Annotated in this window: 22 protein-coding genes; 8 read left to right on the top strand and 14 right to left on the bottom strand. The window is 74.4% G+C overall.

What is annotated here, in order from left to right:
• Nucleotides 1–8: 8 nt before the first annotated feature.
• The 5 genes from KOV94_RS13865 to KOV94_RS13845 all read right to left on the bottom strand — a co-directional run bounded on the left by KOV94_RS13865 (nucleotide 9) and on the right by KOV94_RS13845 (nucleotide 6,589).
• Entirely contained in the window at nucleotides 9–992 is a 984-nt protein-coding gene (locus tag KOV94_RS13865) for a carbohydrate ABC transporter permease (protein ID WP_218052369.1), read from the bottom strand.
• Nucleotides 989–1,960 (bottom strand): carbohydrate ABC transporter permease, encoded by a 972-nt coding sequence (locus KOV94_RS13860; protein ID WP_200829861.1) that lies wholly within the window; start codon nucleotides 1,958–1,960, stop codon nucleotides 989–991. The genes KOV94_RS13865 and KOV94_RS13860 overlap by 4 nt, the downstream gene beginning before the upstream one ends.
• 128 nt (nucleotides 1,961–2,088) lie before the next feature.
• Complete coding sequence (locus KOV94_RS13855; protein ID WP_218052368.1) at nucleotides 2,089–3,468, bottom strand: ABC transporter substrate-binding protein; 1,380 nt, start codon at nucleotides 3,466–3,468, stop codon at nucleotides 2,089–2,091.
• Between the two features lie 96 nt (nucleotides 3,469–3,564).
• On the bottom strand, nucleotides 3,565–5,214 hold the full coding sequence (locus KOV94_RS13850) for a glycoside hydrolase family 13 protein (RefSeq protein ID WP_308160547.1): 1,650 nt from the start codon (nucleotides 5,212–5,214) through the stop codon (nucleotides 3,565–3,567).
• A 355-nt stretch (nucleotides 5,215–5,569) separates the two neighbouring features.
• Complete coding sequence (locus tag KOV94_RS13845) at nucleotides 5,570–6,589, bottom strand: LacI family DNA-binding transcriptional regulator (protein WP_124341192.1); 1,020 nt, start codon at nucleotides 6,587–6,589, stop codon at nucleotides 5,570–5,572.
• Nucleotides 6,590–6,774: 185 nt separating this feature from the next.
• Between KOV94_RS13845 and KOV94_RS13840 the strand changes: the two genes are divergently transcribed.
• Nucleotides 6,775–7,650 (top strand): serine/threonine-protein kinase, encoded by an 876-nt coding sequence (locus KOV94_RS13840; protein WP_218052366.1) that lies wholly within the window; start codon nucleotides 6,775–6,777, stop codon nucleotides 7,648–7,650.
• Nucleotides 7,651–7,726: 76 nt separating this feature from the next.
• On the opposite strand, the gene KOV94_RS13835 is transcribed toward KOV94_RS13840, so the two are convergent.
• Both KOV94_RS13835 and KOV94_RS13830 read right to left on the bottom strand, forming a co-directional pair.
• A complete protein-coding gene (locus tag KOV94_RS13835; protein WP_124344179.1) occupies nucleotides 7,727–8,224 on the bottom strand; it encodes a flavodoxin domain-containing protein in 498 nt (165 codons plus the stop codon).
• A 100-nt stretch (nucleotides 8,225–8,324) separates the two neighbouring features.
• Nucleotides 8,325–8,804, bottom strand: coding sequence for a MarR family winged helix-turn-helix transcriptional regulator (locus KOV94_RS13830; RefSeq protein WP_124344178.1), 480 nt, complete (start codon nucleotides 8,802–8,804; stop codon nucleotides 8,325–8,327).
• A gap of 138 nt (nucleotides 8,805–8,942) precedes the next feature.
• Between KOV94_RS13830 and KOV94_RS13825 the strand changes: the two genes are divergently transcribed.
• Together KOV94_RS13825 and KOV94_RS13820 are read left to right on the top strand one after the other, a co-directional pair.
• The gene (locus tag KOV94_RS13825; protein ID WP_225916668.1) at nucleotides 8,943–10,433 is read left to right on the top strand and encodes a glycoside hydrolase family 10 protein; all 1,491 of its coding nucleotides are present in this window, start codon (nucleotides 8,943–8,945) and stop codon (nucleotides 10,431–10,433) included.
• 95 nt (nucleotides 10,434–10,528) lie between these two features.
• Entirely contained in the window at nucleotides 10,529–11,104 is a 576-nt protein-coding gene (locus KOV94_RS13820) for an NYN domain-containing protein (protein WP_124344176.1), read from the top strand.
• A 294-nt stretch (nucleotides 11,105–11,398) separates the two neighbouring features.
• Here KOV94_RS13820 and KOV94_RS13815 read toward each other — a convergent pair whose 3' ends face one another.
• The 7 genes from KOV94_RS13815 to nirB form a co-directional block, all read right to left on the bottom strand.
• Nucleotides 11,399–12,151, bottom strand: a complete 753-nt coding sequence (locus KOV94_RS13815; protein WP_124344175.1) for an alpha/beta hydrolase — start codon at nucleotides 12,149–12,151, stop codon at nucleotides 11,399–11,401.
• On the bottom strand, nucleotides 12,148–12,909 hold the full coding sequence (locus tag KOV94_RS13810; RefSeq protein ID WP_218052365.1) for an alpha/beta hydrolase family protein: 762 nt from the start codon (nucleotides 12,907–12,909) through the stop codon (nucleotides 12,148–12,150). The genes KOV94_RS13815 and KOV94_RS13810 overlap by 4 nt, the downstream gene beginning before the upstream one ends.
• An 87-nt stretch (nucleotides 12,910–12,996) precedes the next feature.
• Nucleotides 12,997–13,755 (bottom strand): sirohydrochlorin chelatase, encoded by a 759-nt coding sequence (locus KOV94_RS13805; protein WP_124344173.1) that lies wholly within the window; start codon nucleotides 13,753–13,755, stop codon nucleotides 12,997–12,999.
• Complete coding sequence (locus tag KOV94_RS13800; protein WP_218052364.1) at nucleotides 13,752–14,870, bottom strand: uroporphyrinogen-III synthase; 1,119 nt, start codon at nucleotides 14,868–14,870, stop codon at nucleotides 13,752–13,754. Before KOV94_RS13800 ends, KOV94_RS13805 begins: the two co-directional genes overlap by 4 nt.
• Entirely contained in the window at nucleotides 14,867–16,138 is a 1,272-nt protein-coding gene (gene cobA / locus KOV94_RS13795) for a uroporphyrinogen-III C-methyltransferase (protein ID WP_124344180.1), read from the bottom strand. Before cobA ends, KOV94_RS13800 begins: the two co-directional genes overlap by 4 nt.
• 5 nt (nucleotides 16,139–16,143) lie before the next feature.
• The gene (nirD, locus tag KOV94_RS13790) at nucleotides 16,144–16,554 is read right to left on the bottom strand and encodes a nitrite reductase small subunit NirD (RefSeq protein ID WP_124344171.1); all 411 of its coding nucleotides are present in this window, start codon (nucleotides 16,552–16,554) and stop codon (nucleotides 16,144–16,146) included.
• Nucleotides 16,551–19,145, bottom strand: a complete 2,595-nt coding sequence (gene nirB, locus KOV94_RS13785; protein ID WP_124344170.1) for a nitrite reductase large subunit NirB — start codon at nucleotides 19,143–19,145, stop codon at nucleotides 16,551–16,553. The genes nirD and nirB overlap by 4 nt, the downstream gene beginning before the upstream one ends.
• A 164-nt stretch (nucleotides 19,146–19,309) precedes the next feature.
• Between nirB and KOV94_RS13780 the strand changes: the two genes are divergently transcribed.
• From KOV94_RS13780 to KOV94_RS13760, 5 genes are all read left to right on the top strand, one after another.
• Complete coding sequence (locus tag KOV94_RS13780; protein ID WP_218052363.1) at nucleotides 19,310–19,861, top strand: DUF1697 domain-containing protein; 552 nt, start codon at nucleotides 19,310–19,312, stop codon at nucleotides 19,859–19,861.
• Nucleotides 19,862–19,913: 52 nt separating this feature from the next.
• The gene (locus KOV94_RS13775; protein WP_124344168.1) at nucleotides 19,914–20,846 is read left to right on the top strand and encodes an ABC transporter ATP-binding protein; all 933 of its coding nucleotides are present in this window, start codon (nucleotides 19,914–19,916) and stop codon (nucleotides 20,844–20,846) included.
• On the top strand, nucleotides 20,843–22,069 hold the full coding sequence (locus KOV94_RS13770) for an ABC transporter permease (protein ID WP_218052362.1): 1,227 nt from the start codon (nucleotides 20,843–20,845) through the stop codon (nucleotides 22,067–22,069). The genes KOV94_RS13775 and KOV94_RS13770 overlap by 4 nt, the downstream gene beginning before the upstream one ends.
• A gap of 47 nt (nucleotides 22,070–22,116) precedes the next feature.
• Nucleotides 22,117–22,563, top strand: a complete 447-nt coding sequence (locus KOV94_RS13765; RefSeq protein WP_124344166.1) for an HIT family protein — start codon at nucleotides 22,117–22,119, stop codon at nucleotides 22,561–22,563.
• Between the two features lie 81 nt (nucleotides 22,564–22,644).
• Nucleotides 22,645–24,324 carry a molybdopterin-dependent oxidoreductase gene (locus KOV94_RS13760; RefSeq protein WP_218052361.1) on the top strand — a complete coding sequence of 560 codons (1,680 nt, stop codon included), beginning with the start codon at nucleotides 22,645–22,647 and terminating at the stop codon, nucleotides 24,322–24,324.
• Nucleotides 24,325–24,383: the final 59 nt, after the last annotated feature.

Genomic DNA, 24,383 nt, shown 5'->3' with positions numbered 1-24,383 from the left:
AAACGTCGTCAGCCCTTGACCGCTCCCCCGAGCCCCGCACCCCGCAGGAACATGCGCTGGAAGACGAGGAACATCGCGATCGGGATGAGCGTCGAGATCGCGAGCGCGGCCATGAGCGTGCCCTTGTCGACGTTCGCCATCGACTGCAGGTAGACCGACAGCGGCTTGACCGTGTCCGACTTGAGGACGAGGAAGGGCCACAGGAAGTCCTTCCACGACGCGATCACCGCGAACACGGAGACGACGCCGATGATCGGCTTGCTCATCGGCAGGACGATGCTGCGGAACAGCCGGAACGGTCCGGCGCCGTCCATGCGGGCGGCCTCGAAGATCTCGCGCGGCAGCGAGTCGAAGAACCGCGCGACGAGCACCACGTTGAACGCGCTGGCCCCGGCGGGCAGCCACACCGCGAGGTAGCTGTTGATGAGGCTCGGCCCGATCGGCGGGTCGACGACGATCTTGTAGAGCGGCACGAGCAGCACGACCGCGGGCACGAACAGCGTCGCGAGCACCGCCCAGTTGAGGGCCCGCGCCCACGCCGGCCGCAGCACCGACAGCACGAACCCGCCGGTCGTCGCGACGACGACCTGCACGAGCCACGAGCCCAGGGCCACCCACACGGTGTTCATGAAGAACTGGCCGATGTGGTACCTGTTCCACGCCATCTCGACGTTGTGCGTCGTCGCGCCGTTCGGGAAGAACGCGAGCGGCGTGCTCTGGATGTCCTGCGTCGGCGTGAACGCGAACGTGCCGAGCAGCAGCAGCGGGCCGAGGCACCACACGACGAGCAGCACGAGCAGCAGGAGGTGCATCGTGCGCCACGTGTGCTTGACGAGCGGGCGGCGCCAGTCCGCGGTCGACAGCGCGCCGCGCTCGCCGGAGTCGACGACGAGCCGCCGACGGCCGAGCCGCCGCGGGGGTGCGTCGACGGGGGCCGGCGCGACCACGGCCTGCGCGGGGCTCGGGGACGACGGGGTCTGCACGGTGGTCACGACTGGCTCCAGCTGCGGGTCAGGCGGAAGTAGACGAGCGACAGCACGGCGAGGACGACCGCGAGGAGCAGGCTGAGCGCCGTCGCCTCGCCGAAGCTGTTGCCGATCGACGTGAACGCGAGCTGGTAGACCCACAGCATCACGGTCAGCGTCGCGTGGTTCGGGCCGCCGTTGGTGAACAGGAACGGTTCGAGGAACACCTGTGCGGTGCCGATGACCTGCAGGATCAGGGTGATGAACAGCACGCCGCGCAGGTGCGGCATCGTCACGTGCCACACCTTGCGCCACACCGACGCGCCGTCGACCTCGGCCGCGTCGTAGAGCTCCGACGGCACGCCGATCAGGGCGGCCAGGTAGATGATCACCGTCCCGCCGGCGGCCGCCCACGTCGCCTCGAGCACGAGCGACGGCATCGCCATCGCCTGGTCGTTGAGCCACGAGTACGGCCCCAGGCCGACCCAGCCGAGGATCGTGTTGAAGACCCCCTGCGGGCGCGGGTCGTAGAAGAACTTCCACAGCAGCACAGCGACGACCGGCGGCACGACCACCGGCAGGTACGCGAGCACCGAGTACAGGCCCTTGCGCCGGCGCAGCTCGCTCATGAGCACGGCGCCCACCAGCGGGATCGGGTACCCGAAGACGAGCGCGAGCAGCGCGAACCACGCGGTGTTGCGCACGACCTTCGGCAGCAGCGGGTCCGCGAAGATCGCCTGGAAGTTCTCCAGCCCCACGAACGTCGGCGGGTCGATGAGGTTCGTCTGCTGGAAGCTCATCACGACGGCCGAGACGATCGGCCACCACGAGAAGACGCCGAAGACCAGCAGCAGCGGCAGCGCGAAGACGAGGGCGGACAGCCCGCCGCGGCGTGCCCACGTGAGCGGGCTCCGGCCCGGCACGCGAGGCGCGGGGCGCCCGGCGCGTGCGGTGCCGCGCGGGCGGTCGGTGAGGACGGCGTCGTCCGTGGTCATGAGGCCCTTCCTGGTGGTCCGGGGGTCCGGGGGTCCGGGGGCCGCGGGCGACGACCCGCGGGTCCGGGGTTCCGTGGCGGTGCCGCCGGGTGACGGGATGCGTCCCCGGGCGGCACGCGAGGGGCGTGTCAGCCGTCGATCGCCGACTGGCCCGCGTCGTTCGCGGTCGCGAGCAGCGCGTCGATGTCCGCGTTCTCGTCCGAGATGACGGCCTGCACGACCGGGAACAGCTGCGCGTACAGGTCCTGCACCGCGGCCGACGCCTCGGGCACGAGCTCCTGGTCGAACATGACGTCGGTGTAGCCCGTCATGTTCTCGAGCGGGACGTTGATGTAGTCCGCGACCCACTCCTGCGACTGCTCGTAGTTCTCCTTCGAGAAGATCGGCAGCACGGGCGTGCCCACGGCCTGCGCCGGGTCGGCCTCGGCACGCGTCTTCGCGTCGGCGACCGCCTGGTCCTGGTCCTGCAGCTTGCTCAGGTACCACCAGTCGATCCACTTGACGGCGGCGTCCTTCTGCTCGTCCGTCGACTGCTTCGTGACCGCGGCCATCGTGCCGCCGGTCAGCGCGCCGCCGTCGCCCGACGTCGGGATCGCGGTCAGGCCGTAGCCCCAGTCCGCGGTGACGCCGTTCGCCTCGACGAGCGAGTTGTAGACGTCCGAGCCGGAGGTGTACATCGCGAGGTTGCCCGCCGCGAACTCGGTGTTGATGTCGCCCCAGCCGAGGTCCGTGCGGTCGAGCAGCGAGCCGTCCTCCCACTTGAGGTCGTGCAGCCACTGCAGGTGCTCCGCGACCGCCGGGTCGTCGAGCGTCGCGGTGTACGCGTCGCCGTCGAACGTCTCGATGACGCCGCCCCGCGAGTTCGCGCCCGCCGCGAGCTGCCAGCCGCCCGCGTTGTCGAGCGCCATCATCGCGTAGCCCGCGACGCCGGTGGCGTCGTGGATCTTCTTCGCGTCCTCGCGGACCTCGTCCCACGTGGTCGGCGGCTGGTCGGGGTCCAGTCCGGCCTGCTCGAAGAGGTTGCGGTTGTAGTGCAGCGCGACCGCGTAGATCGACTTGGCGGGGACGGCGTAGATCTTGCCGTCGTCACCGGTGCCGTTCGCGATGAGCGCCTCGTTGAACTGGTCGCCGTACGGCAGCGCCTTGACCTGCGCGTCGATGTCGGCGAGCTGGCCGTTCTCGATGAGCGTCTTGCCGTCGGTCAGCGGGATCTCGAAGACGTTCGGCAGCGTGCCGCCGGCGAGCTGCGTCGTGAACGTCGACGCCTTCCACTCGTAGTCCTCGGTCTCGACGTCGATGTCCGGGTACTCCTCCTCGAACGCGGCGACGCGCTCGGCGAGCTGCTCCTTCGCGGCGTCGTCGGCCGTCGGCAGGAGGCCCGCGACGGTGATCCTGACCTTGCCGTCCTCGCCCGTGGGCGAGTCGGAGTCGTCGGTGCTGCACGCGGTGAGCAGACCGATCGAGAGCACACCGGCCAGGGCCAGTGCGGTGGGACGCGAGGACCTCATCGTCACTCCTTCGGGGATGCGGTCGACGGCGGGCGTCGGCCGCGGGGCGGGACTGCGGGTTCGGTGTCAGTCGGTGTCAGTCGGTGTCGGGGCGGGTCACGTGCGCAGCCACGCGGCCGTGTCGCGCGGCAGCAGGCCTGCGTCGAGCGGGTCGCTCGTCAGCAGGACGTCGGTGTGGGCGGGCAGCGGCACCGGGTCGGTGCCGAGGTTGACGACGCACGTGACGTCGCCGCGGGCGAACGCGAGGACGTCGCCGGTCGTCTCCACCCAGGTCAGCGGGCCGTCGCCGAGCGCGGGCTCGGCCCGGCGCAGCGCGAGCACGTCGCGGTAGAGGCGGAGCGTCGAGGTCGGGTCCGACTCCTGCGCCTCGACGGTCAGGCCGGCCCAGTCGGCGGGCTGCGGCAGCCACGTCGGCGCGGGTGCGCCGCCGTCGGCCGGTCGGGTGCTGAAGCCGAAGGGTGCAGTCGTGCCGGACCACGGCAGCGGGACGCGGCAGCCGTCGCGGCCCGGGTCGACGCCGCCCGAGCGGAAGTGCATGGGGTCCTGGAGCAGCTCGCGCGGCAGGTCCTCGACCTCGGGGAGGCCGAGCTCGTCGCCCTGGTAGACGTACAGCGAGCCCGGCAGCGCGGCGGTGAGCAGCGCGGCGGCGCGGGCCCGGCGGCGGCCGAGGGCGAGGTCCGTCGGGGTGCCGAACCGCTTCGCCGTGAACGCGAACGACGAGTCCTCGCGCCCGTAGCGCGTGACGGGACGCGTCACGTCGTGGTTGGACAGCACCCACGTCGCCGGGGCGCCCACGGGTCCGTGCGCCGCGAGCGTCACGTCGACCGACTCGCGCAGCTGCTTGGCGTCCCACGGGCGGGCCATGAAGTCGAAGTTGAAGGCCGTGTGCATCTCGTCGGGGCGCAGGTACTGCGCGAACCGCGCCTTGTCCTGCAGCCACACCTCACCGACCAGCACGCGCGTGCCCTCGTACGAGTCCGCGACCGCGCGCCACGCGCGGTAGACGTCGTGGATCTCGTCGCGGTCGACGTGCGGGTGCTCCCCCGGGCCTGGCTGCTCGGGCACCTCCGGCAGGTCGCCGTCCTTGACGAGCAGCGCGGCCGAGTCGATGCGGATGCCCGCGACGCCGCGGTCGAACCAGAACCGCAGCACGTCCTCGAACTCCGCGCGCACGTCCGGGTGCGACCAGTTGAGGTCCGGCTGCTGCGGCGCGAACAGGTGCAGGTACCACTCGCCGAGCGTGCCGTCGGGGTTCGCCGTGCGCGTCCACGTCGTGCCCTGGAAGTCCGACACCCAGTGCGTCGGCATGACGTCGCCGTGCTCGCCCTTGCCCGGGTGGAACCAGAACCGTGCGCGCTCCGGGCTGCCCGGACCGGCCGCGAGCGCCGCGCGGAACCACGCGTGCTGCTCGGAGACGTGGTTGGGGACGATGTCGATGATCGTGCGGATGCCGAGCGCGAGCGCCTCCGCGATGACCTGCTCCGCCTCGCCGAGCGTGCCGAACGCCGGGTCGATCGCGCGGTAGTCGGCGACGTCGTACCCGCCGTCGGCGAGGGGCGACTGGTACCAGGGGGTCACCCAGATCGCGTCGACGCCGAGGTCGTGCAGGTACGGCAGCCGCGCCCGCAGGCCCGCCAGGTCACCGGTGCCGTCGCCGTTCCCGTCGGCGAAGCTGCGCGGGTAGACCTGGTAGATGACCGCGTCCCGCCACCAGGTGGGGTCGGTCTGCGGGTGAGGCTGCGTCACTGCACGTCTCGTCTCTCCTCGGCCCGACGACGGCGTCGGGTGGATCGGCGCGTCGGGCGCGCTACGGCGTCCTCGGCGATGGCAGGACACTAAAGGTCGCGACGACATCAACGCAAGAACTCGACAGACGCGTTATCGAAGCGTGACCGATCGCTGCCCGAAGTCGGCGCGTCGTGGTGCGCGTGAACCGGGTGCGCGATGCGCCACGGCGTGCGTCGAGGTCGTGGGCGCACGGAAGGTCCCCACGCGCAGGGCGGGCGCGTCAGCAGGCGGGACGCACCACGGGCGAGCGGGACGCGTCAGGCGGGCAAGACGCGTCGGGCGGGCGGGACGCGCAGCGGGCGAGCGGGACGCGTCAGGCGGGGCGGGACGCGGGGGCCGGTGCGGTGGAGCCGCGGACGACGAGCTCGGGCTCGAAGAGCAGCTCCTCCTGCGGCACGGACGCGCCGTTGATCTGGTTGACCAGCAGGTCGATCGCGGCGCGGCCCATGGGCTCGATGGGCTGCCGCACGGTCGTGAGCGGCGGCTCGGTGCAGTTCATGAAGGCGGAGTCGTCGTACCCGACGACGGAGATGTCGTCGGGCACGCGCAGCCCGGCCCGGCGCGCCGCCCGGATCGCGCCGAGCGCGAGCGGGTCGCTCGCGCAGACGATGCCCGTGACCCCCGCCTTGATCAGGCGCGTCGCGGCCGCCTGGCCGCTCTCGAGCGAGTACGCGGAGCGCACGACCTGGTCGTCGCGCAGCTCGAGGCCGAGCCGCTGCGCGACCGCGCGCGCGGCGTGCAGCTTGCGCTCGGACGGCACGTGGTCCACGGGCCCGAGGACGAGGCCGACGCGGGTGTGGCCGAGCGACGCGAGGTGGCCGACCGCCTGCTCGATCGCGACCTCGTCGTCGCACGACACGCGCGGGAACGGCAGGTCCTCGATCGACGCGTTGATGAGCACGACGGGCAGGTGCCGGCCGGTGAGCCGCTCGTAGTGGTCGTGCGTCGCGTCGCGCTGCGCGTAGTGCCCGCCGGCGAACACGATGCCCGAGACCTGCTGGCCGAGCAGCAGCTCGACGTAGTCGGCCTCGGACACTCCCCCCGCGGTCTGGGTGCACAGCACGGGGGTGAAGCCCTGCTGCGCGAGCGCCCCACCGACGACCTCGGCGAACGCGGGGAAGATCGGGTTCTGCAGCTCGGGCAGGACGAGCCCGACGAGGCGTGCGCGCTCGCCGCGCAGCTTGGTGGGGCGCTCGTAGCCGAGGACGTCGAGCGCGGTGAGCACGGCCTCCCGCGTCTGGTCGGAGACGCCGGGCTTGCCGTTGAGCACGCGGCTGACGGTCGCCTCCGAGACGCCGACCTTGCGTGCCACCTCTGCGAGTCGCCGTGACATGCGGCCCACTGTAGCGACTTTCCGCGCAAGTGACTTGCAGGATCACGCAAGCGGCTGTCATCTCGGCTCGGTCACGATGGGGTGAAGAGGCGCGCTCGACGTGCGGTGCCCCGGGCGCGCTCCTAGCGTCGTGGTGCGGCGGACGCGCCGCCGACCCGTCGAGAGCACCCCCGAAGGACCGTCCCGTGCCCCTCACCGACCTGCGCAGCCCGGCCGGCGCCACGCTCGGGCGACGGTACCGGCTGGGCGCGGCGCTCGGGCACGGCGGTTCGGGTGCGGTCTTCCGCGCGACCGACCGCCGGCTGGACCGGGAGGTCGCCGTCAAGCTCTTCGACCTCGGCGCGGCCGACGGCGAGGAGATCCGCCGCTACGCCGCGGAGGCACGCGTCCTCGCCGGTCTGTCGCACCCCAACCTCGTCGCGCTGCTCGACGTGGGCGCCGACCAGGTCGACGGGGTCGGACCCGTCGCGTACCTCGTCATGGAGCTCGTCGACGGCCGCACGCTGCGCGAGTGCGTGAACGACGGCCCGCTCCCCCGCGCGATCACGGCCGACGTCGGACGGCAGCTCGCGCTCGCGCTCGGCCACGCGCACGCCGCGGGGATCGTGCACCGCGACGTCAAGCCGTCCAACGTGCTCGTCTCCGACTCCGCCGCGCCCCCCGGACGCCAGGACGCGCCGACGCTCCCCGTCGTGCTCGCGGACTTCGGGATCGCCGTGAGCGCCGTCCGCGCACCGGAGACGGACCGACGAAGCTCGTCGGGGACCGCGAGCTACCAGAGCCCCGAGCAGGCGCTCGGGCGCGACGTCGGACCTGCGAGCGACGTCTACTCGCTCGGACTCGTCCTGCTCGAGTGCCTCACCGGCGAGCGCGCGTACCCCGGGGACCCGCTGACCAGCTCGCTCGCGCGCCTGCTGCGACCTGTCGACGTGCCCGAGGACCTCGGACGGGACTGGGTGCGGCTGCTCGGCGCGATGACGGCGGCCGAGCCGGGCGACCGGCCGTCGCCGACCGCGGTCGCCGCGGAGCTGCGCGCGCTGCGCGACCCCGACCCGCGCTGACCTCCGCGCGCACCTCCGGTCCGACGTGAGCCCCCGACGGGCCGCCGGTCAGGCGGGCGCGCCTGCGGCCGCCCGGTCAGACGTGCGCCGGCGCGAGCGCGTCCGCGATCTCGCCCGCCCACCGCGCGACCGCGGCCATGTCACGGTGGTCGCCCTCGCGGGCCCGCGCGGCGGAGATGGTCGCGCGCTCGGCGAACGACAGGACCGACCGGTCGAGTCGACCGTGGAAGCTGCGGTGCCCGCGCGCGCCGACGCGCTCCGCGAGCGCCCGGATCTCGTGCGGGGAGTTCGCGCTCGCCGCGGGCTGCGTCGCGAGGCCCGACGACAGCAGCCAGACGGGTCGCGTCGCGAGCTCGTCGGCGAGCCGGTCGGCCAGGTCGCGGGCCGCGGGCATCCAGTGGGCGACGTACACGGCGGAGCCCAGGACGACGGCGTCGACACCCTCGAGGTCGGTCACGTCGTCGGGCGGCGTCATGGTCACGTCGTGACCTCGCTCGCGCAGCGTCTGCGCGACGACCTCGCCGATTCCCCACGTGCCCCCGTGCCGCGAGGCGATGGTGACCAGGATCCGCATGCCCGCTCCCTCCCTGCCGCCGTCCGGCTCTCGGACCGCTCGTCCATCGTCGCCCGGCGCTGGCCTGGACGGATGGGCCCGAGGTCCTGAGAGACGAGGGTCACGACGGGTCCGGGATGCCCGGTTGTGCGGCGCGCAGCTTGTCGGTCAGGCGGCGCAGCTCGGCGAGCTCGTCGGCGTCGAGCGCGCCGCCGACGAGGCGCCGGATCGAGCGCACGTGCCGGCGCCCTATCTCGCGCTGCACGCGCTCGCCCTCGGGCGTCAGGGTCACCGCGACCCCGCGCGCGTCGCCCCGCACCGGCCCGCGCAGCACGAGCCCCGCGGCCTCGAGCCGCTCGACCATCCGGGAGAGGCTCGGCTGGGTCAGCAGGCTGCTCTCGCCGAGCTCCTTGAGGCGCGCCGTGAGGTCGTGGCACCGGGAGAGCGTGAACAGCACGTCGTACTCGCGGATCGTCAGCGGGTCCCACACGTCGTCGCGCTGGAAGCGACGCATGAGCGCCACCTGCGCGCGGAACAGCGCCTCCCACGCCTCAGCCGCCTCACGCGTGCTCGCGGCGCGCCCGACCGGTCCCTCGACCATCGACTCCCCCTCCGGCGATCGCAACGCCGACGCTATCGAAACTGCAGGCCACGACGTGCCGAAATGATTCAGCACCTCCCCGGCGAACGCATGCCACGAGCAGTGTGCACGCGGCATCCGCACCATGAGGAGGACTCCATGCCCACCACACCACCCGCACCCTGCCCTACGACCCGCCGTTCCCGCACGGCGTTGCGCACGACGCTCGCGGCAGCCGCCGCCACGCTCGTCCTCGGGACGGCCGTCGCCGTCCCCGCGCACGCCGCCACGACCCTGAAGGAGGCCGCCGACGCCGCCGGCAAGGACATCGGCTTCGCGCTCGACCCGAACCGCCTGTCCGAGTCCGCGTACAAGTCGATCGCCGACACCGAGTTCAACCTCGTCGTCGCCGAGAACGCGATGAAGTGGGACGCGACGGAGCCGTCGCAGAACAGCTTCAGCTTCGGCGCGGGCGACCAGGTCGCGAGCTACGCCGCCGCGACCGGCAAGGAGCTGTACGGGCACACGCTCGTGTGGCACTCGCAGCTGCCCGACTGGGCGAAGAACCTCAACGGCAGCGCCCTCGAGAGCGCGATGGTCAACCACGTGACGAAGGTCGCGGACCACTTCGAGGGCAAGGTCGCGTCGTGGGACGTCGTCAACGAGGCGTTCGCCGACGGCGGCGGCCGGCGGCAGGACTCGACGTTCCAGCAGAAGCTCGGCAACGGCTACATCGAGACGGCGTTCCGGGCCGCGCGCGCGGCCGACCCGACCGCGAAGCTCTGCATCAACGACTACAACGTCGAGGGCGTCAACGCGAAGAGCAACTCGCTGTACGACCTCGTCAAGGACTTCAAGGCACGCGGCGTGCCGATCGACTGCGTCGGCTTCCAGTCGCACCTCATCGTCGGCCAGGTCCCCGGCGACTTCCGGCAGAACCTGCAGCGGTTCGCCGACCTGGGCGTCGACGTGCGCATCACCGAGCTCGACATCCGCATGCCGATGCCGTCCGACTCCTCGAAGCTCGCGACGCAGGCCGCCGACTACAAGAAGGTCGTCCAGGCCTGCCTCCAGGTCACGCGCTGCGAGGGCGTGACCATCTGGGGCATCACCGACAAGTACTCGTGGGTCCCGGACGTGTTCTCGGGCCAGGGCGCCGCGCTGGTGTGGAACGACGGCTACGCCAAGAAGCCCGCGCACGCGGCGATCCTCGAGGCGTTCGGCGCGACCCCGACGCCCACCCCGACCACACCCACCCCGACTCCGACGACGCCGACCCCCACACCGACGACGCCGACGCCGACCCCGACGACCACCCCCACGACGCCCGTCGGCGCGTGCCGGGTCGCCTACGGCGTGAACCAGTGGAACACCGGGTTCACCGCCAACGTCACGATCACGAACACGTCGTCGTCCGCGCTCAACGGCTGGACCCTGACGTTCGCGTTCCCGTCCGGCCAGACCATCACGCAGGCCTGGTCGTCGGTCTCGTCGCAGTCCGGCTCCCAGGTCACGCTGCGCAACGCCGCGTGGAACGGGTCGCTCGCACCCGGCGGCAGCACGCAGATCGGCTTCAACGGCGCCCACAACGGCACCAACACCGCGCCGAACGCGTTCGCGCTCAACGGCACGCCCTGCTCGGTGGCCTGACGCCGCAGCACGCCACGACCGCACCGGTGCCCGCCGCTCGCGCGGGCACCGGTGCGCGTCCGTGCCACGGCTCCGCCCGTCGCTACGCTGACGCGATGAGCACCGACGCGGCAGCCCGCACCACCTACCTGCTGGTCGACGGCGAGAACATCGACGCGACCCTCGGGTCGTCGATCCTCGGCGGGCGGCCGACGCCCGACCAGCGGCCGCGCTGGGAGCGGGTGCTCGGGTTCGCGGAGCAGACGTGGGGGCAGCCCGTGAAGGGGCTGTTCTTCCTCAACGCCTCGAACGGCAACCTGCCGATGTCGTTCGTCCAGGCGCTCCTCGCGATCGGGTTCCAGCCCATCCCCCTGTCCGGGGAGTCGTACGAGAAGGTCGTCGACATCGGCATCAAGCGCACGCTGCAGGCGATCGCGTCGCGCGGCGGCGACGTGCTGCTCGCGAGCCACGACGGCGACTTCGCGCCCGAGGTCGAGACGCTCGTCGATGACGAGGGCCGCCGGGTCGGGCTCCTCGCGTTCCGCGAGTTCACGTCGACCGCGCTCGCGGGCCTCACCGCCCGCGGCCTCCAGGTGTTCGACCTCGAGTCCGACGTCGCCGCGTTCAACGTCCAGCTGCCGCGTCTGCGGATCATCCCGCTCGACGAGTTCGACCCGCTCCGCTACCTCTGACGCGGCCGCTCGCGGGCGCCGCCTGCGTGATCGGGGTCACAGACCCATAACGGTTCGGTCGCATGTCCGGTTCGTCCGCTTCTGGCGGTCGTGCGGACACCGTCCTTGCTGGTAGACAGTCCTCCGCGCGCCCTCCCGGCCGGGGCCGCCGTGCTCGACGTCAACGGCGACGTCGGGTGCGGCGGCCACCCGGGAGGGCCTTGTCGTCCAGCGGCTGAACCTCTCCGCGTCGTCGCTCGGCCGCCGAACCCCTGCGCGTCGTCGGTCAGCGGCCGAGCCGCTGCGCGTCGTCGCTCAGCCGCCGAGACCCTCCGCGAGCACGCGGTCGATCGCGGCCTGGACCTGGTCGCGGTGCGCGGTGGCGAACAGCTCGACGCCGTGCGCGCCGCCCGGCAGCTCGAGGAACGTCGTCGGGTCGTCGAGCCGCGACACCCAGCGCGACGAGCCGACCGCGACGTCGCCGTCGTTCGTCGACGCCACGACCAGGAGCGGCCCGTCGTACGTGCTCGTCTCCGCACGCGCGTCGACGCCGTCCATCTCGGCGGGCGGTCCCAGGGCCACCACGGCCACGGCGTCGGCCTCGTCCGCGAGCGCGGCGACGTACGTGCCGCCCTTGGAGGCCCCGACGAGCGCCACCTGCTGCGCGCCGACCGACCGGACGACGTCGACCGCGCCGAGCAGCGACGCCGCGGAGTCGGAACCCCACGAGAACGACGCGACGAGGTAGCCGGCGTCGGACAGGCGCGTCAGCTGGTCGGCCCACTGGCACGGGCCGCCCTGGTTCTGCGGCGCGAGCACGACGGCCCGCGTCCCGGAGCCCCGCCAGGCGACGAGCGTCGGGTCGTCCTGCGGCCCGATGGCGGCGGCGGTGGTGCCGTCGGGCAGGCACGGCGGCGCCTCCGCGGCGCGGGACGACGGCGACGGCGCACCGGCGGCCGCGTCGGAGCGGCCGTCGCCCGTCGGCTCACCACCGCCTGTGCACGCCCCGAGCAGCAGCAGGCCGAGCACCACGACGCCCGCGCCGCGCACGCCGCCGCGGACGCTCACCCCGTGAAGCCCTGCGCGAGCACGCCGTCGATCGCCACCTGGACGTGCGACGCGTGCTCGCCCTCGAGCAGCGCGACGCCGTGCGCTCCCCCGCTGAGCTCCATGAAGGTGCTCGGGTCTTCGGCGCGCGCGACCTCGCGCGACCCGTCGACGCTCACCTGGCTGTCGTCGGTCGAGGCGATCACGAGCAGCGGACCGTCGTACGTGCTGGCCTCGGACGACGCGTCGATGCCGTCGAACGTCGCGGGCGGCCCGAGCGCGACGACCGCGACCGCGTCGGCCTCGTCCGCGAGCGCGGCCGAGAACGCCCCGCCCTTCGAGGCCCCGACGAGCGCGACGTCCTGCGCGCCGACGGACCGGAGCGCGTCGACGGCGCCGAGCAGCGAGGCCGCGGAGTCGTCGGCCCACGAGAACGACGCCACGAGGTAGCCCTGGCCCGCGAGGCGGGTCATCTCGTTCGTCCACTGGCAGTAGTCGGCCTGGTTCTGGGGTGCGAGCACGACGCCCTTGCTGCCGGCACCGGTCCACACGACGACCGTCGGGTCGTCCTCGGGGCCGGTCGCGGCGGCGGCCGAGCCCTCGGGTGCGCAGTCGGGGACGTCGACGGGCCGGATCGCGGGCGACGGGCCGACCGAGACGGTCTCCTCGGGTGCGGCGTCGGGCTCGGGCGTGTCGCCACCGCCCGTGCACCCGGCGAGCAGGAGCGCTCCCACACCGACGGCGAGCAGGCCCGCCCTGACCTTCACGACACTGTGCATGCGGGCATTCCTAGGGCTCACCCGGACGCCGCACAACCCCGTGTCCACCTGCTGGTTCGCACCCGTCCGGGGCGCGGCGTCGGCGCGTCAGGCCGTCGCGACCCCGTCCGGCACGGCGTCCGCGGCGACCGCGTCGTACCGGTCGAGCACGATCGCCGCGAGCCGCGGGTCCGGCGCGAGCGGCGGGCTGACGACGTCCGCGCCCGCCTCGCGCACGCGGTCGTAGAAGTAACCGGGAGCCAGCAGGTAGGACGCGACGACGACGCGACCGCCCGGGACGAGGTCGGCGCGTGCGGCGGCGACGGCGACGGGCACGCGCGGCTCGGCACCGGCGCCGTACCCGATCGTGACCGGCTGCGTGAGGCGGTCGGCCAGACCTGCGGCGACGGCCTCGACGGCGAGCGCGGCCGACGGGTCCGTCGAGCCGGCGGCGGCGAGCACGACCGCGTCGTCGGGGGCGAGCCCGGCGTCGTGCAGCCGTTCGACGAGGACGTCGACGAGGCGGGGGTCGGGGCCGAGCGGCCCGGACGCGACGGCACCCGGCCGGTCGACCGCGGCGGCGACGTCGACCTTCACGTGGAAGCCGACCGACAGGAGCAGCGGCACCACGACGACACCGCCGCGCTGCTCGGCGAGCGCGTCGGCCACGACGGCCGCGACCTCGGGCACCTGCACGTCGACGAACGCCTCGCGCACGCGCAGCCCGGGCCGGGTCGCGGCGACGTCGGCGAGGATCGACCGGATCGCCTCCCGGCCCCCGAGGTCGTCGGTGCCGTGCGAGCACCCGACGAGCACCGGGCCGGTCACCGCCGCGGGCGTCCCCTCGGCGTGCAGCGCGCTGGTCATCGTGCCTCCTCGAGCTCCAGCCGGTAGCCCCGCTTGACCACCGTGCGGATCAGGGCGCGGCTGCCCGACGCCTCGCGCAGCCGTGCGATCGCGACCTCCGCGGCGTGCGGGTCGGTCGAGTCGCCCGGCAGGACCGCGAGCACCTGGTCCCGCGGGACGACGGACCCGCGCGCGCCGGCGAGCAGCCGGAGCACCTCCAGGCCGCTCGGGGTGAGCGGGAGGACGTGCCCGTCGAGCACCGCCGCCCCACGGTAGACCCGCAGCGGGCCGGCGACGGTCGCGAGGTCCTGCATGCCGCCGTAGTACGAGACGACCGCCCGCACGAGCGAACCGAGCCGGCCGCGGTCCGGGACCAGCGGCTCGACGCCGCGCTCGAGGAGCGGGCGGGCCGTCACCGGACCGACCGCGGCCATCACGACGGTGCCCGCGCGGCAGTGGTGCACGATCTCGTCCGCGACGCCCTCGGCCTCGGCGGCCTGCCACCACGCCTCGGCACCGGGCGCGGACGTGAAGACGACCGCGTCGACCTCGCCCGTGGCGACCGCACGCACGGACGCGGTCACGACGGCCGGGTCCGGCGGCGGACCCCAGCGGTAGACGACGAGGCTGCGCACGCGCGCACCCGCGGCGGCGAACGCCTCGTCGAGCCCGTCGGCGCCCGCGCCGTGGTGCTGCACGGCGATGTCGTGGCCCGCGACGCCCTCGTCGAGCAGGACCTCGGCGATCTCGGCGCTGGTCTCCGACTCGGCGACCCAGTCGGCCGTGAGGCCCGCGGCCTGGATCGCGCCGCGTGCCTTGGGGCCGCGCGCGACGATGCGGGTGCCGCGCAGCATCTCGACGAGGGGCTCCGCGAGACCGGCCGCGTCGGCGGCCTCGATCCAGCCGCGGAAGCCGATGCCGGTCGTCACGACGACCGTGTCCGGCGGGTCGGCGAGCAGCGACCGGGTGCCGGACAGCAGCGCCGCGTCGTCGATGTGCGGGACCATCCCGAGCGCCGGGGCGTGCCGGACCGCCGCGCCGCGCCGGCCCAGGGCAGCGGCGAGCTCCGCGGACCGCCGGTCCGCGGTGATCAGGACGACGCAGCCGGCGAGGGTCTGGTCGATCGGCTCGCTCACGAGGTCATTGTGTCGCGTGCGCGGACCGCGTCCGTCGGCCGGTCCGCCGTCGGCGCGTCGTCGCACGCGTCGGGCGCGGCGGCGTCGAGCAGCCCTTCGGCGGCGACGGCACCGACGACGAGCACGGCGGGCGCCCGGACGCCGACCTCGGCGGCACGCGCGGCGACGTCGGCGAGCGGGGCACGCGTGACGCGCTGGGTCGGCAGCGTGCCGTCCTCGACGACCGCGACCGGCGTGAGCGGGTCGACGCCCGCCGCGACCGCCTGCGCCGCGAGGTCGGCCAGGACGGTGACGCCCATGAGCACCACGACCGTGCACGACGCGTCGCGCAGCCCGGTGAGCGCGGCGGACGACCAGCCGTCGTGGCCGTTCATCACGTGCACGGCGCCGACGGTCCCCCGGTGCGTGAGCGGGATCCCGGCCGCCGCGGGCGCCGCGAGCGCGCTCGAGACGCCCGGCACGACGTCGACGTCCACGCCGGCCTCGCGGCAGGCCAGGACCTCCTCGCCGCCGCGCCCGTACAGGAACGGGTCGCCGCCCTTGAGCCGCACGACGAACCGGCCGCGCTGCGCCTGCTCGACGAGGATGCGGTTGATCTCGTGCTGCGGCACGGGGTGGTGGCCGGGCGACTTGCCGACGTCGATCACCTCGACGTCGGGCGCGAGCTCGTCGAGCACGCCGACGGGTCCGAGCCGGTCGGTCACGACGACGTCGGCCTGCGCGAGCGCGCGGCGGGCGCCGAGCGTCAGCAGGTCGACGCGCCCGGGTCCGCCGCCGACGAGCACGACCCGTCCGGCGCCCGGGCGTCGCCGGCGCAGGTCCACGCGCCCTTCGCGCAGGTGCGCGTCGACGGCGTCGCGGACCGCGGCGGTGCGGCGCGGGTCGGGGACGCCGGTCGACACGACGCCGACCAGGACCTCGTCGTGCCGGGTGGTCGCGGGCGTCCGAGCGGTGCCGCGCGTGCCGGTGCCCGCGTCGACGCAGAACGTCGCACGCTCCGCCGCCCACCCGACGACGGCGTCGTCGGTCGCACGGTCACCCGTCGCGGTGTGCACGAGCCACGCGCCGTCGAGGTCGCGCGCCTCGACCTCGCGCGAGCGCCACTCGACGAGCCCCCAGCGGTGCATGTCGGCGAGCACCTCGCACAGCGCGGGCGCGACGACGACGACCGACGCGGCGTCGGCGAGCAGCCCCTGGACGCGGCGGGCGGCGACCGGTCCCCCGCCGACCACGACGACGCGCCGACCGGCCAGGTCGACGCCCAGCATCGTCGTCACGGGGCCACCGGGACGTCGACCTCGACCACGCCCTCGACGACGCGGACCGGGAAGCTGCGCAGGTCGGCGGGCAGGTCGCGCACGGGCACCTTCCCGACCGTGTCGAGGCAGCGGCCCGTCGTCAGGTCGAAGACCTGCTTGTACATGGGCGACGCGACCGTCGGCACCTCGACGTCGTCGACCCAGCGCGACCCGACGATGCCGCGCGAGATCACGAACGCGTCCGAGAACGGGTCGTGCTGGTCGACCGCGAGCACGCGGTCGTCGACGAGCCGGAACAGCGCGACCTGGTGCCCGCCGAGCAGCGCCGCTGCGCCGCGCTCGGGCGCGAGGTGCCGGAGCGCGCAGACGGGCTGCCAGCCCGTCTGGTCGAGCTCGGGCAGCGTGGGGGTCTCCGAGACGGTCATGCGCGCACCTCCAGGGTCGTGCCGGCGACGAGGACGGGTTCTCCGCGGAGCGCGGCGTCGCGCTCGTCCGCGGTGGCGGGGCGGGCCTGACCGCGCTCGGGCACGTACGCGAGCGACGGGTCGGGCGTGGCGGGCGCGTTGACGAACGACGCGAACCGGCGCAGCTTCTCGGGGTCCTCGAGGGTCGCGCGCCACTCGTCCTCGTAGGTGTCGACGTGCTGCGCCATCTGCGCGTCGAGGTCCGCCGCGATGCCGAGGGTGTCGTCGATGACGACGCCGCGGAGCGCGTCGACGCCGCCCTCGAGGTCCTCGAGCCACGGCGCGGTGCGCTGCAGGCGGTCGGCGGTGCGGATGTAGTACAGGAGGAAGCGGTCGATCGTGCGGATGAGGTCCTCGGTCGACAGGTCCTCGGCGAGCAGCACCGCGTGCTTCGGGGTGAAGCCGCCGTTGCCGCCGACGTAGACGTTCCAGCCCTTGTCGGTCGCGATGACGCCGACGTCCTTGCCGCGGGCCTCCGCGCACTCCCGGGCGCACCCGGAGACGCCCATCTTGAGCTTGTGCGGCGAGCGCAGGCCGCGGTAGCGCAGCTCGAGCAGGACCGCGAGCGCCACGGAGTCCTGCACGCCGAACCGGCACCACGTGGACCCGACGCACGACTTCACGGTGCGCAGCGACTTGCCGTACGCGTGACCCGACTCGAACCCCGCGTCGACGAGGCGCTGCCAGATGACGGGCAGCTGGTCGATGCGGGCGCCGAACAGGTCGATGCGCTGCCCGCCGGTGATCTTCGTGTAGAGCCCGAAGTCCTTCGCGACCTCGCCGATCGCGATGAGCCCCTCGGGCGTGACCTCGCCGCCGGGGATGCGCGGGACGACCGAGTACGAGCCGTCCTTCTGCAGGTTCGCCATGACGTGGTCGTTGGTGTCCTGCAGCGCGGCGCGCTCGCCCTCGAGGACGTGCGCGGGCGCCGTCGTCGCGAGGATCGACGCGACGGCCGGCTTGCAGATGTCGCAGCCGCGGCCCTCGGCACGCGTCCCGAACCGCTCGACGACCTCGGTGAACGACCGCACCCCGGAGATGCGCACCGCGTCGTAGAGCTGCGCGCGGGACAGCGCGAAGTGCTCGCACAGCGCGTTGCTCACCGTGATGCCCTGCTTGGACAGCTCGGTCGTGACGAGCTTCTTGACGAGCGGGAGGCACGAGCCGCACGACGTGCCGGCCTTGGTGCACGCCTTGACCGCGCCGACGTCGGTGCAGCCGTGCTCGGTGACCGCGCCGCGGATCGTCCCGGCGGACACGTTGTTGCACGAGCAGACGCCCGCGTCGTCGGGCAGCTCCAGGTCGGGGAGCCCGCCGCCACCGCCCTCGGGCAGCAGGAACGCGGCCGGGTCGCCGGGGAGCTCGCGGCCGAGCATCGGGCGCAGGCTCGCGTACGCGGACGCGTCGCCGACGAGGACGCCGCCGAGCAGCGTGCGCGCGTCGTCGGACATGACGAGCTTCTTGTAGACGCCCGCGACCGGGTCGGCCCAGACGAGCTCGAGCGCGCCCTCGGTGCGGCCGAACGCGTCGCCGAAGCTCGCGACGTCGACGCCCGCCAGCTTGAGCTTGGTCGCGGTGTCCGCGCCCGGGAACTCGGCCGCGCCGCCCAGCAGGCGGTCCGCGGTGACCTCGGCCATCGCGTAGCCCGGGGCGACCAGGCCGATGCACGCGCCCTGGATGCACGCGACCTCGCCGACCGCGGAGACGTCGCGGTCGGACGACACGCACGTGTCGTCGACGACCACGCCGCCGCGCGGGCCCACCTCGAGGCCCGCCGCGCGGGCGAGCTCGTCGCGCGGCCGCACGCCCGCGGCCACGACCACGACGTCGGCGTCGACCCGACCGCCGTCCGCGAGGTCGAGGCGTCCCACACCGCCGCGTCGGTGCGGGCGGATCTTCACGGTCATCGCGTTGACCCGGACGCCGACGCCGATCGTGTTGATGAGCCGCCGCAGCGCCTCGCCGCCGCCCAGGTCGAGCTGCGTGTCCATGAGGTGCGAGCCGACCTGCAGCACCGTCGCCTGGGCCCCGAGCGCGTGGAGCGCACCCGCCGCCTCGAGGCCGAGCAGGCCGCCGCCCAGCACCGCGCCGCGCACCGGGCGGACCAGGTCCTGCTGGAGCTTCTCGACGTACCCGCGCAGCGCCGCGACGTCGTCGACCGTCCGGTAGACGAACACGCCCGGCAGGTCCGCGCCCTCGGTCGGCGGCACCCACGCGTACGAACCCGTCGCGAGGACGAGGTGGTCGTAGACGTACGTGCGCCCCGACGCGGCCGTCACCGTGCGCGTCGCCCGGTCGACAGCCGTCACGGCGTCGTCGCGGACCAGCGTGACGAGCGGGTCGTCCCACAGCGCGGGGTCGCCGAGCTCGAGCTCCTCGGGCTTGCGGCCCGAGAAGTAGCTCGTGAGCGCGACGCGGTCGTACGGGCGCCGCGGTTCCTCCGCGAGGACCGTGATGCGCCAGGCGCCCGCGGTGTCGCGGTCGCGCAGCGCCTCGACGAGCCGCTGGGCGACCATGCCGCCGCCGACGACGACGAGGTGACGTGAGTTCATGGGGGGCTCCGTCGGGTAGGGACGAGGGCGTGCTCCGACGGTAGGAACCGCGTGTTTCGTCCACGGGTGCGCGCGCGTTACCTCGGCGGAACGGTTCTCTCACTCGGGGCGTGGTAGCCGTGTGAGCCCGGCCGGCGTCGGACGTCGGTGCGAGGCTGTGCGGCATGAGCGCCGTCATCGCCCTGCTGCGGGCCGTCAACGTCGGGGGGCGGACCATGAAGGCCGCCCAGCTGAGGACCGTCGCCGAGGGCCTGGGCCACGAGCAGGTCGCCACGTACGTGAACAGCGGGAACGTCGTGCTGGTCCCCGCCGGCGGGCAGTCGGCGTCCGACGTCGCGGCCGGGCTGTCGCACGCGCTCGCGCAGGAGGTCGGGTTCGACGTGCCCGTCGTCGCACGCACCACGGCCGAGTGGGACCGCCTCGTCGGCGTGCTGCCCTTCCCCGCGCAGGCGCGCGAGGACCCGTCGCACCTCGCCGTCGTGTGCTGGGACGACGTGCCCGACGTGGCCTCGGTCCGCGAGTTCGACGCGTCGCGGTACGGCGACGAGGTCGTCGTCTGGCACGGTCGCGAGACGTACGCGTACTACCCGCACGGGCAGGGCCGGTCGAAGCTCACGATCGACGTCCTGTCGCGCGCCGCGGGCCGCGTCGGGACCGCGCGCAACTGGAACACCGTCCTCGCGCTGCAGCGACTCGCGCACGAGCGGGACGGCTGATCTCCACCCGAAGACGGAGGGAGCGCCGCGGACGCTCTGCTTGGATCGGTGGGTGGCCACCCTCGCGTTCGACGCGCTGACCAAGGCGTACGGCGACGTCCAGGCCCTGCGGGGCATGACGTTCGACGTGCGCGCCGGCGAGATCTTCGGGTTCGTCGGCTCCAACGGCGCCGGCAAGTCCACGACGATGCGGATCGCGGTCGGCGTGCTCGCCGCCGACTCCGGCACCGTGACGTGGGACGGCCGGCCCGTCGACCACGCCGTCCGGCGGCGCATCGGGTACATGCCCGAGGAGCGCGGGCTGTACCCGCGCATGAAGGTCGGCGAGCAGCTCGTCTACCTCGCGCGGCTGCACGGCCTCGACCCCGCCGCGGCGCGCGCGTCGATGGAGCACTGGACCGAGGTGCTGGGTGTCGCCGGGCGCCGCGACGACGAGGTGCTCAAGCTGTCGCTCGGCAACCAGCAGCGCGTGCAGCTCGCCGCCGCGCTCGTGCACCACCCCGAGATCCTCGTGCTCGACGAGCCGTTCTCCGGCCTCGACCCCGTCGCCGTCGACGTCATGAGCACCGTGCTGCGCGAGCAGGCCGCGGGCGGGGTGCCCGTGATCTTCTCGTCGCACCAGCTCGAGCTCGTCGAGCGCCTGTCCGACCGCGTGGGGATCGTCCGCGCCGGGTCGATGGTCGCCGTCGGCGGGATCGACGAGCTGCGCAGCACCGGCGACCGGCGGTGGGTCGTCGACGGTCCGCCCGCCGCCGACTGGCTGCCCGCGGTGCCCACGGCACGGCTCTCCGACGGCGTGGACGCGGGACGCGTCGTCGTCGAGGCCGTCACCGGCGCACCCGCGGACGTCGACCAGCAGCTGCTGCGCGCGGCGCTCGCCGCCGGGCCGGTGCGCGAGTTCGCCGTCGTCCGGCCGACCCTCACCGAGCTGTACCGGCACGTCGTCACCGCCGAGACCCCCGAGCAGGCGGGAGCCCGCGCATGACCACGACCCACGACACCGACCTCTCCGCGGGTGCGGCCGTCCGGCTCGTCGCCGGGCGCGAGATCAGCACGCGCCTGCGCTCCAAGCCGTTCCTGTGGACCACGCTCGCGCTGGTCGCCGCGGTCGTGCTCGCGGGCGTCGTCGCGGGGCTCGTCGGCAACCGGGAGCCCGACCCGCAGGTCGTCGGCGTGGTGGCCGACGCGTCCGACGTCGCCGACCCGCTCGTCGCGACCGCGCAGGCCGCGGGCGTCCCCGTCGAGGTGCGGGACGTCGCGGACACCGCCGAGGGCGAGGACCTGGTGACGTCGGGCGACGTCGACGTGCTCGTCACCGGGGTCGACCCCGAGCTGACCGTCGTGGTCCAGGACGACGTGCCCGAGCCGCTGCAGCCCGTGCTCGCGTCGCTCGCGCAGCAGGTCGCGCTGGCCGGCGCGGTCACCGACCTGGGCGGCGACCCCGCGGAGGTCGCGAGCCAGGTCGCGGGCGCCACGCCGTCGGTCACGACGCTCGGCTCGCCGCCGCAGGTCGACGGCGCGCAGATCATCGCGGGCTACCTCGCCGGGATCCTGCTGTTCATCGGGCTCATGACCGCCGGGCAGCTCGTCGCGCAGGGCGTCGTCGAGGAGAAGACCAGCCGCGTCGTCGAGCTGCTGCTCGCGACCGTCCGGCCCTGGCACCTCATGGCGGGCAAGGTGCTCGGCATCGGCATCATCGGGCTCGCGCAGGTCGCGCTCGTCGTGCTCGCGGGCGGCGGGACCGCCTGGGCGTTCGGCCTGCTCGACACGACGACGCTCGACCTCGGGGCCACCGCCGCGTGGGCGCTCGTGTGGTTCGTCATCGGGTTCCTCATGTACGCGCTGCTGCTCGCCGCGCTCGCCGCGCTCGTGTCGCGGCAGGAGGACGTCGGCTCGGTGATCTCGCCGGTCCTGTTCGTCATGGGCATCCCCTACGTCCTCGCGATCTCCGTGACGCCGTGGGACCCCGACAACGCGCTCGTGACCGCGCTGTCGTTCGTGCCGTTCTGCGCGCCGATGATCATGCCCGTGCGCGTCGCGCTCGGCGCCGTGGAGACGTGGGAGATCCTGCTCGCCGCCGGCCTGTCGCTCGCGCTCGTGCCGTTCCTCGTGTGGTTCGCCGGGCGCGTCTACGCGAACGCCGTCCTGCACTCGGGCGGGCGGATGAAGCTCACGGACGCCCTGCGCGGGACGCCGACCGCCGTCTGAGCCGGCGTCGCCGTCCGGGATCGCCCGCGAGCGCCTAGCGTGGCCCCATGACGACGCTCTTCACGAAGATCATCGACGGCGAGATCCCCGGCCGGTTCGTGTGGGCGGACGACGTCGCCGTCGCGTTCACCACGATCGCGCCGATCACCGACGGGCACACGCTCGTCGTGCCGCGCGACGAGGTCGTCGAGCTGACGCAGGCGTCCGACGACCTGCTCGCGCACCTCACGCGCGTCGCGAAGGTCGTCGGTCAGGCGCAGCAGGCCGCGTGGGCGGCGCCGCGCGTCGCCCTGCTGGTCGCCGGGTTCGAGGTGCCGCACCTGCACCTGCACGTGCTCCCCGCGTGGGACGAGTCGTCGCTGACCTTCGCCAACGCCCGGCACGACGTGCCCGCCGAGGACCTCGACGCCGCCGCCGAGCGTGTGCGCGCCGCGCTGCGCGACGCCGGGCACGGCGCGCACGTCCCCGCCGCGCTCGGGTCGCCCGCGCTCTGACCCCCGGGTCCGCCGCCCGGACGCACCGGGCGGTCCCCCTGACCCTCGACCCCCGCCCCCGGGCGGGCCGACCTCCCGGAGGTGACCGTGCGACGCAGCGACGGTGCCGCCGCCCTCGCCGGCGTCGCGGCCGGTGTCGTGACGGTCGGCGTCGGCTCGCTCGTCGCCGTGCTCACCGGGCCGTCGACCGACCCGCTGGTCGCGGTCGGTGCCGCGTTCGTCGACGCGACGCCCGGGTGGCTCAAGGACTTCGCTGCGTCGACGTTCGGGACGGCCGACAAGGTCGTGCTCGGGATCGGCGAGGTGCTCGTGCTCGCGGCGCTCGCCGCGCTCGCCGGAGTGCTCGCGCACCGGCGCTGGGCGTGGGGGGCGACCGTCGTCGTCGCGCTCGGCGCGGTCGCGGGCCTGGCCGCGATGGGCCGACCCGACGCCGGGGTGCTCGCTCCCCTGCCGGCCGTGGCGGGTGCGGCCGCCGGGCTGCTCGTCCTGCGCGCCCTGCTGCGCCGGATCCCCGCCGGACCGTCCGTCGTCGCCGCGCGCCCGCCGGCGGCGACCCCGGCCGGGGCCGGGGACGAGACGCGCGGCACGACCGACGTCCACGCGTCCGCACCGGCGGCACCGCTCGCGGCGGACCCGACCGTGGGGTCGCCGTTCCCGCCCGTCCCGCTCCCCGACGGGGACGGCTCCGCGCGCGGGGCGTCGCGGCGCGGGTTCCTCGTCGGCGCCGGTGCGGCCACCGCCGCCGGCCTCGTGGCCGTCGCCCTGGGGCGCGCGCTCAGCGGGACGCGACGCGGCGTGCAGGCGGCCCGGGACGCGCTGCGGCTGCCCGCGCCCGCACGGTCGGCACCGCCCGTGCCGGCGGACGTGCAGGTCGACGTCGCGGGCGTGGGGCCGTGGCAGACACCGGCCGGCGAGTTCTACCGGATCGACACCGCGCTGGTCGTGCCCCAGGTCGACCCGGAGTCCTGGGTGCTGCGCGTGCACGGGCTCGTCGAGCAGGAGGTCGAGCTCACGTGGGCCGAGCTGCTCGCGTCCGACCTCGTCGAGGCGTGGGTGACGCTCGCGTGCGTGTCCAACCCGGTCGGCGGGGACCTGATCGGCAACCAGCGCTGGCTCGGGCTGCCGATCCGCGAGGTGCTCGCTCGCGCCCGACCCACGGCCGACGCCGACATGGTGCTCTCGCGCAGCGTCGACGGGTTCACCGCGTCGACGCCGCTCGAGGTGCTGACGGACGACCGTGACGCGCTGCTCGCGATCGCGATGGACGGCGAGCCGCTGCCGCCCGAGCACGGGTTCCCCGTGCGGATGGTCGTGCCGGGGCTGTACGGCTACGTGTCGGCGACCAAGTGGGTCGTCGACCTCGAGGTCACGCGGTTCGACGCCGCGACGGCGTACTGGACGGACCGCGGCTGGTCGGAGCGCGGGCCGGTCAAGACGCAGTCGCGCATCGAGGTGCCGCGGCCGTCCGCGCAGGTCGACGCGGGCGACGTCGTCGTCGCGGGCACGGCGTGGGCCCAGCACCGCGGGATCGTCCGCGTGCAGGTCCGGGTCGACGACGGCGACTGGCAGGACGCGGAGCTCGCGGGCGACGGCGGCGTCGACTCGTGGCGGCAGTGGCGCTGGACGTGGCCCGCCGAGCCGGGCGAGCACCAGCTGTTCGTCCGGGCGTTCGACCCCGACGGCCCGCAGACGGGCGCGCAGCAGGGCGAGATCCCGGACGGTGCGACGGGCTACGACTCGGTCCGCGTGACGGTCGGCTGACATCACGCCGGGTCCGGACGGCGCAGACGGACCGCCGAACGCGCCGCCCTCAGCACCGC

Source organism: Cellulomonas algicola (assembly GCF_019024305.1).
GTDB lineage: Bacteria > Actinomycetota > Actinomycetes > Actinomycetales > Cellulomonadaceae > Cellulomonas > Cellulomonas algicola.
The sequence above is the reverse complement of the archived record's forward strand: the minus strand, read 5'-3'. Positions and strand labels throughout refer to the sequence as shown.